This window comes from Erwinia sp. (genome assembly GCF_031978025.1).
Lineage (GTDB): Bacteria > Pseudomonadota > Gammaproteobacteria > Enterobacterales > Enterobacteriaceae > Erwinia.
In genome coordinates this window covers 1-7,868 of record NZ_DALZCD010000033.1, presented here as the reverse complement: position 1 = coordinate 7,868, position 7,868 = coordinate 1, and the positions used below count along the sequence as shown (strand labels likewise).

Sequence of the window (7,868 nt, the reverse complement as noted above, 5' to 3'; positions counted from 1 at the left end):
CAAAAAGCCTTATAGCCCTGCACTTTATTGGGTTATTGTCGGCAGCGTTCGCGATACAATAGCGCCCGTTTGTTATTACTCGGAAACCGATCATGGAACAATTTGAGTGCATCAATGTACAGCAGGCGCAGACTTTGCTGACCGATAACCACGCGCTGCTGGTCGATATCCGCGATCCGCAAAGCTATGCGATGGGCCATGCCAGCGGCGCTTTCCATCTGACTAACACTACGCTGAGCACCTTCATTCAACAGAGCGATCGTTCTGTGCCGGTGCTGGTGATGTGCTACCACGGCAACAGCAGCAAAGGTGCGGCACAGTACCTGCTGACGCAGGGTTTTAAAGAGGCTTACAGTATTGATGGCGGTTTCGATGCCTGGCGCGCCGCTTTCCCCCAGCAGGTTGATTCCGCCGCGGAGTAACCGCAGACAGGAAACTCTTTTTCAGAACAACAGGGACTTTACCGGCGATGATGCGCATTACCGATTTTTCCAGCCTTCGCATGGCGCAGGCTTTTGTGGACTACATGGCGACTCGCGGCGTCGCGCTGCGGATTGAGCAGGAAAGCCGTTATACGCTATGGCTGGATAATGATGCCCAGCTGGAACAGGTCGAAAACGAGCTCAACCAGTTTATTCGCGAACCGAATCATCCGCGCTATCAGGCGGCTAGCTGGCACTCAGGCACCACCAACAGCGGCATTACCTATACCCATTCTTCGCTGATGGCTAACCTGCGTGAACGGGCCGGCCCGCTGACCCTGACCGTGATGGCGGTCTGCATCGCCGTCTTTATTTTAATGCAGATTGTCGGCGACAGCACTGTGATGAGCTGGCTCGCCTGGCCGGATGCCGATCAGCATTATCAGCTGTGGCGCTGGTTCAGCCACGCGCTGCTGCATTTTTCACTGGTACATATCCTCTTTAATTTGCTCTGGTGGTGGTATCTGGGCGGCGCCATTGAAAAAAGGCTGGGCAGCGGTAAGCTGTTCGTGATTATGCTAATCTCCGCGCTGCTTAGCGGCTGGATGCAGGCGAAGTTCAGCGGCGTGCTGTTTGGCGGCCTTTCTGGGGTGGTATATGCGCTGATGGGCTACGCCTGGCTACGGGGCGAACGAGATCCCGCCAGCGGTATCTTCCTTGAGCGTGGCCTGATGGCGTTTTCCATCGTCTGGCTGGTTATTGGCTATGTGGGCTGGTTTGATTTGTCGATCGCCAACGCCGCTCACGTTACCGGGCTGCTGCTCGGTCTGGCGATGGCTTTTGTAGATACCCGAAAAAAATAACGGGCAACAGGAGAGCTTTGTGAAGCAGACGCAACGACATGACGCCATTATCGATCTGGTTCGTCGTCAGGGCTATGTCAGTACCGAGGAGTTGGTGGATCACTTTACCGTCAGCCCGCAAACCATCCGTCGCGACCTGAACGAGCTGGCGGAGCAGAATAAAATCCAGCGCCACCACGGCGGCGCGGCGCTGCCCTCCAGTTCGGAAAACACCGCCTGGCAGGATCGTAAAATGATGTGGTCGGCGGAGAAAGCGCGTATCGCGCAGCGCGTAGCCAGCCAGATCCCGGACGGCGCTTCGCTGTTTATCGACATTGGCACCACGCCGGAAGCCGTCGCGCACGCGTTGCTTAACCATAATAATTTGCGCATCGTCACCAACAATCTTAATGTGGCGATGCTGCTGATGAGCAAGCCCGACTTCAGTCTTATTGTGGCAGGCGGCGAAGTGCGCACGCGCGATGGCGGCATCATGGGCGAGGCGACGCTGGATTATATTTCTCAGTTCCGCCTGGATTACGGCATTCTGGGCATCAGCGGAATCGATACAGACGGCTCGCTGCTGGACTTTGACTATCACGAAGTCCGCACCAAGCGGGCGATTATTGAAAACTCGCGCTGCGTCATGCTGGTGGCCGACCACTCAAAATTTGGCCGCAACGCAATGGTCAACCTGGGGAACATGAGCCTGATTGACTATCTCTTTACGGATGAAGTGCCGCCTCCCGGCGTGTTGAAAACCATCGAGCAGCACGAAGTCCATCTGGAAATTTGCTGAAGCCTTGAGCGACAGAAAATACGGTAGCGAAGTGAGGGAGCGTAAACAGAAATGAAGGTAAAAGTGCATTTCGGCGTAATGTTGATCCCGGTATTACTTATTGGGTTTGCTGCCGGCTATTTTTACCTTCCGCAGCAGCTGAAAGAGATAAAAAGCAATCCGCAAATCGTCTGGTATAGCGAAAGGCCCGACCTGACCTGGCAAGTTTTTAGCCAGTGTAAACAGCATGTAGAGGATGCAGACACCTGCTATGAGGCTTACAGCGCCGCAGTGGCGCTGGCAGAGTCGAACCGGTGCGATGCGCAAGGCCGTAAATTGAAATACCGCTTCAAGCTTCTGACGCAGGATGCCAAACCGGCTGAAATTGAGAAAGAGATCGACAAGGATTGTCGGCAACCCTAGCAGCACCGGCCCGCTGTAAAAGGCCGGCCGCGTGACGCTCACGGCCTAAAACCGCTTCCGCAAAAACCGCAGATCTCCCCCCGCTAACCTGGCCCGTTGAAATCATGAGAAAAAGCGTTTCGACTTTTTCACGTGTCTGCATGAGCATTTTTTTCTGTTCAGGTCTTAACTGTATGTGTCCCGCCTGTTCTTCTCTTACCATTTCAAAAGGAAGCGGCATGTCGCAGCAGAAATTTAATCAGGCCCGTTTTGAAGCATCTTTGGCCCGTCAGTGGCAGCGCGCCGGGCTTTCTTCAGCAGAAGAAATGACCTCTCACCAATGGTGGCAAGCGCTGAGCGGCGCGCTGGCCGAGATGCTGACTGCCGCCACGCCCGCAAAGCCGGTCAAGAAGCAGCGCCACGTAAACTACATTTCCATGGAGTTTTTGATCGGCAGGCTGACCGGCAACACGCTATTGAACCTCGGATGGTATGACGACGTAAAAGCGGCGCTGGCCGTTCATCAGTGCAGCCTGAGCGAACTACTGGAAGAAGAAGTCGATCCGGCGCTGGGCAATGGGGGACTGGGGCGGCTGGCCGCCTGTTACCTGGATTCTATGGCCACGGTCGGGCAGTCCGCTACCGGTTACGGCCTGAATTATCAGTATGGCCTGTTTCGCCAGTCTTTTGACGATGGCCGCCAGATGGAGGCTCCGGACGACTGGCACCGCGAACGCTATCCGTGGTTTCGTCACAATAGCGCGCTGGACGTCAATGTCGGATTCGGTGGTAAAGTCAAAAACAGCGAGGGTGTGGTCGACTGGCAGCCTGCCTTTGTCCTGCGCGGCGAGGCGTGGGATCTGCCCGTGGTCGGCTATCGCAACGGGGTGACGCAGCCTCTGAGGCTTTGGCAGGCCAGCCACGCGCATCCTTTTGATCTGACGCTGTTTAACGACGGAAAATTCCTGCAGGCGGAACAGCGGGGAATCGACGCGGCAAAGCTGACCAAGGTACTTTACCCCAATGACAACCATCAGGAAGGCAAACGCCTGCGCCTGATGCAGCAGTATTTCCAGTGTGCCTGTTCGGTAGCGGATATTTTACGCCGCCATCATCTTGCAGGGCGCCATATTGCCGAACTGCCCGACTATGAAGTGATTCAGCTTAACGATACTCATCCCACCATCGCCATTCCGGAGATGATGCGCGTGTTGCTGGACGAGCACCAGCTGGCGTGGGATGACGCCTGGGCCATTGTCAGCCACACCTTCGCCTATACCAACCACACGCTGATGCCGGAAGCGCTGGAGTGTTGGGATCAGCGGCTGGTGCGCTCGCTGCTGCCGCGTCATTTTATGATTATTAAAGAGATCGACCGCCGTTTTAAAAAGCAGGTGGATAAAGTGTGGCCGGGCGACGAAGCGGTTTGGGCAAAACTGGCGCTGTTGTATGACAACCAGCTGCGTATGGCGAATCTGTGCGTGGTCAGCTGTTTTGCGGTTAACGGCGTGGCGGCGCTGCATTCGGCGCTGGTGGTTAAAGATCTCTTCCCGGAATATCACCGGCTCTGGCCGACCAAATTCCACAATGTCACTAACGGCATCACGCCACGCCGCTGGTTGAAACAGTGCAATCCACAGCTGGCGTCGCTGCTTGACGACACGCTGAAAGAAGAGTGGGTAAATCGTCTGGAAGCCCTTAAAGGGCTGGAAACGTTCGCTGACGATGCGGCTTTTCGCCAACGCTATCGCCAGATCAAATACGATAATAAAGTGCGGCTGGCAGAGTATGTCCATCGCGTAACCGGCATAGTAGTGAGTCCCCAGGCGTTATTTGACGTGCAAATTAAGCGGCTGCATGAGTACAAGCGGCAGCACCTTGGGCTGTTGCATATTCTCTCGTGCTACAAAAGGCTGCGTGAAAATCCTGATATGGCCTGGGTACCGCGCGTCTTTCTGTTTGGTGCCAAAGCCGCCCCTGGCTATTACCTGGCAAAAAATATCATTTACGCCATCAATAAAGTGGCCGAGAAAATCAATAACGATCCGGTTATCGGCGACAAAATGAAGGTCGTGTTTATCCCGGATTATCGAATCACTGCGGCTGAATTGATGATCCCCGCCGCAGATATTTCAGAGCAGATCTCGACGGCGGGCTATGAGGCTTCCGGCACCGGCAATATGAAGCTGGCGCTGAACGGCGCACTCACCGTTGGCACGCTGGATGGTGCCAACGTAGAAATTGCGGAGCAGGTAGGGGAAGAAAATATCTTTATATTCGGGCACACCGTGGACGAGGTAAAGGCGCTACGTAAGAAGGGCTATGCGCCGCTGAAACTGCGTAAAAAAGATAAGCACCTCAATGCCATTCTGAAAGAGCTGGAGAACGGTTTTTTCAGCAGTGGCGACAAGCAGGCCTTTGCACCGCTGCTTAACAGCCTGGGTGAAGGAGGCGATTACTGGCTGGCGCTGGCCGATTTTGCCAGCTACTGCGAAGCGCAAAAGCGTGCCGAACAGCACTATCTTGACCAGGACGCCTGGACGAGGATGACCATCCTTAATACCGCGCGTTGCGGCATGTTCAGTTCCGACCGTTCTATTCGTGACTATCAGCAGCGTATCTGGCAGGCCAGACGCACAGGGAGCAGCAATGGATAAAAAGAAATTTGAGCAGGCGGCAGCGGCAGCAGGCATCGCTGCCAGTTACATTAACGCCAAAGGCGAGCGGGAAGAGATTTCCCCCGATATCCGTCAGCGCTTGCTGGCGGCAATGTCAACCGATCGCCGCAAGCCCGGCCCGATTCCATCTTGCAAAGTTTTCCCGCGCAAACGGGAAATGGCGCTGGAAGTCGGCGGCAAGGGCAGCTATCAATGGCAGCTGACCAGCGAAAAAGGCCGTGAATATCAAGGCGAGGTCAACGCCGGAGAAGCTATTACGCTGCCTTCCTCGCTGGCGTATGGCTATCACGATCTGTCGCTGCGCCAGGGGAAAAAAAGCTGGCCGTGTCGGATTATCATTGCACCAAAACGCTGCTACGAGCCGGAGCCGCTGCGTCAGGGTAAAAAGCTGTGGGGTGCCTGCGTCCAGCTTTATACGGTGAAAACTGAACAAAACTGGGGCATTGGCGATTTCAGCGACCTGAAGCAAATGCTGACGGAAATCGCCACGCGCGGCGGATCGTTTATCGGTCTCAACCCTATCCACTCCCTCTATCCAGCCAGTCCGGCTAACGCCAGCCCGTATAGTCCTTCTTCGCGGCGCTGGCTTAACGTGCTTTATATTGACGTCAATGTCGTCCCGGATTTCCAGGAAAATAAAGAAGCCCAGCGCTGGCTGCGCGGCAAAGCCATTCAGAAACGCTTAAATCAGGCCCGGGAGGCCGAATGGGTAGATTATAACGCGGTAGGCGATCTGAAAATAACGGCCTTGCGCCATGCCTGGCAGCAGTTCAGCCAGCGTCAGCAGGACGATCCCAGCCAGACGCATTTTGCCGCCTTTATCGAAAAGGGCGGCGAAAGCCTTTATTGGCAGGCCGCATTCGACGCGCTGCACGGTGCAATGCTGCGTGAAAATGAGGACGCCTGGGGCTGGCCGGTGTGGCCGGAAAACCTACGGGAAGCGCATAGCGAAGCCGTTCGGAAATTCTGCCACGAGCATGAGGACGACGTACGTTTCTGGCTGTGGATGCAATGGCTGGCGAACCGGCAATTTGAAGAATGCTGGCAGGTCAGCCAGCAGCACGCTATGCCGATAGGGCTTTATCGCGATTTGGCCGTTGGCGTAGCGGAAGGCGGTGCCGAAACCTGGTGTGACCGCGAGCTGTACTGTATGGATGCCTCGGTAGGCGCACCGCCGGATATCCTGGGCCCGCTGGGACAGAACTGGGGATTGCCACCGATGGATCCGCATATTATGACCGAGCGCGGCTACCAGCCCTTTATCGATCTGCTCAGAGCCAACATGATGAGCTGCGGCGCGTTGCACATCGACCACGTGATGTCGCTGCTGCGCCTTTGGTGGATCCCCTATGGCGAAACCGCCAATTACGGCGCTTATGTCTACTATCCCGTTGACGACCTGATGGCGATCCTGGCGCTGGAAAGCCAGCGCAACGAATGTATGGTGATAGGGGAAGATCTGGGGACGGTGCCGGTTGAGATCGTTTCGAAGCTGCGAAAAAGCGGCGTCTACTCCTGGAAAGTGCTTTATTTTGAGCAGGAAAAACCTGACCGCTATCGTGCGCCGGATAAGTGGCCGCGTCAGTCGATGGCGAGCGCCACCACGCACGATTTGCCGACGCTGCGCGGTTTCTGGAACGCTGTCGATCTGGAAATGGGCGAAGTGCTGGGACTCTATCCCGATAAAGTAGTGCTGCAGGGGCTTCATAAAGAGCGGGCGCGGCAGAAGCAGGCTTTGCTGGAGGCGCTGCATCGTTACGGCTGCCTGCCGAAAGAGAGCGGCAAAAAGGCCAGCCTGATGAAAATGACGCCGCAGTTGAATCGGGGAATGCACCGTTTTATTGCCGACAGCGACAGCGCGCTGTTGGGCTTACAGCCGGAAGATCTGCTGGATATGGACAAGCCGGTTAACGTGCCGGGTACCGTCGATCAGTATCCCAACTGGCGCCGCAAGCTCAGCAAAACGGTGGCGGACATGTTTGCCGACAAGCAGGTTAATGCGTTGCTGAAGGATGTTGATCGGCGACGCAGGGACGACAAATAGCGTTATGCGCTGCACCAGACAAAAACCGGCCTGACAGCCGGTTTTTTTATGCAGCGGGTAGCGGGCCGTTGGTGGTTTTGATGGTGTAAATCAGCAGGCTGAAGGTGATGTCAGCAGGAACGTGGCAGCTGAATGAAAACAGTGGCCGCATTATTGACATCTTCTCCACACTACTCCTTTAGCGCGTCAAGGGGCGGGGTACTTTGTTATATTATTCAGAGGATTGCAGCTGCTGAGTCGCCGGTTCCTGAACGCTGGCAGAAAACCTGATGAGATAAAAAAACCGGGCGGTCGACGACCAGCCCGGTTTATTGGCGTGACGTTGCAAAATCAGTAAAAAGAGTGCTCGCCGCGCTGGTGCTCGGTCAGATCGCGCACGCCTTTCAGCTCGGGGAAAGTCGCCAGCAGCTCTTTCTCGATACCTTCTTTCAGGGTCACATCAACCATTGAACAACCGTTACAGCCGCCGCCAAACTGCAGGATAGCGAAGCCGTCATCGGTGATTTCCATCAGCGACACCTTGCCGCCGTGGCTGGCCAGCTGGGGATTAATGGTAGCCTGCAGCTGATATTCCACGCGCTCGATCAGCGGTGCGTCATCGCTCACCTTACGCATTTTGGCGTTGGGCGCCTTCAGTGTCAGCTGAGAGCCGAGGTTATCGGTGACGAAATCAATCTCGGCGTCTTCCAGATATGGCGCGCT

Annotated in this window: 7 protein-coding genes; 6 read left to right on the top strand and 1 reads right to left on the bottom strand. The window is 55.6% G+C overall.

All coding sequences use genetic code 11. The features are described 5' to 3' along the window. Nucleotides 1-92: 92 nt before the first annotated feature. The 6 genes from glpE (at nt 93) to malQ (ending at nt 7,166) form a co-directional block, all read left to right on the top strand. Nucleotides 93-422, top strand: a complete 330-nt coding sequence (gene glpE, locus RTK32_RS04325; RefSeq protein ID WP_312042273.1) for a thiosulfate sulfurtransferase GlpE — start codon at nt 93-95, stop codon at nt 420-422. A 50-nt stretch (nt 423-472) separates the two neighbouring features. Next, nucleotides 473-1,285, top strand: coding sequence for a rhomboid family intramembrane serine protease GlpG (gene glpG, locus RTK32_RS04320; RefSeq protein WP_312042282.1), 813 nt, complete (start codon nt 473-475; stop codon nt 1,283-1,285). Nucleotides 1,286-1,304: 19 nt separating this feature from the next. Next, nucleotides 1,305-2,063 carry a DeoR/GlpR family transcriptional regulator gene (locus RTK32_RS04315; RefSeq protein WP_312042272.1) on the top strand — a complete coding sequence of 253 codons (759 nt, stop codon included), beginning with the start codon at nt 1,305-1,307 and terminating at the stop codon, nt 2,061-2,063. 51 nt (nt 2,064-2,114) lie between these two features. Next, nucleotides 2,115-2,465, top strand: a complete 351-nt coding sequence (locus RTK32_RS04310) for a hypothetical protein (RefSeq protein ID WP_312042271.1) — start codon at nt 2,115-2,117, stop codon at nt 2,463-2,465. 218 nt (nt 2,466-2,683) lie between these two features. After that, nucleotides 2,684-5,101: a maltodextrin phosphorylase gene (malP, locus tag RTK32_RS04305; RefSeq protein WP_312042270.1), complete on the top strand. Its 2,418-nt coding sequence runs from the start codon at nt 2,684-2,686 to the stop codon at nt 5,099-5,101. Then, nucleotides 5,094-7,166 (top strand): 4-alpha-glucanotransferase, encoded by a 2,073-nt coding sequence (malQ, locus tag RTK32_RS04300; RefSeq protein WP_312042269.1) that lies wholly within the window; start codon nt 5,094-5,096, stop codon nt 7,164-7,166. The genes malP and malQ overlap by 8 nt, the downstream gene beginning before the upstream one ends. A 330-nt stretch (nt 7,167-7,496) precedes the next feature. On the opposite strand, the gene RTK32_RS04295 is transcribed toward malQ, so the two are convergent. After that, nucleotides 7,497-7,868 (bottom strand): NifU family protein (locus tag RTK32_RS04295; protein WP_312042268.1); only part of this gene is annotated, 372 nt, incomplete at its 5' end.

What these genes read in the sequence shown, in the direction of transcription:
- glpE (WP_312042273.1), top strand. Translation starts at nt 93, where the DNA reads ATGGAACAATTTGAGTGCATCAATGTACAGCAGGCGCAGACTTTGCTG.
- glpG (WP_312042282.1), top strand. Translation starts at nt 473, where the DNA reads ATGCGCATTACCGATTTTTCCAGCCTTCGCATGGCGCAGGCTTTTGTG.
- RTK32_RS04310 (WP_312042271.1), top strand. Translation starts at nt 2,115, where the DNA reads ATGAAGGTAAAAGTGCATTTCGGCGTAATGTTGATCCCGGTATTACTT.
- malP (WP_312042270.1), top strand. Translation starts at nt 2,684, where the DNA reads ATGTCGCAGCAGAAATTTAATCAGGCCCGTTTTGAAGCATCTTTGGCC.
- malQ (WP_312042269.1), top strand. Translation starts at nt 5,094, where the DNA reads ATGGATAAAAAGAAATTTGAGCAGGCGGCAGCGGCAGCAGGCATCGCT.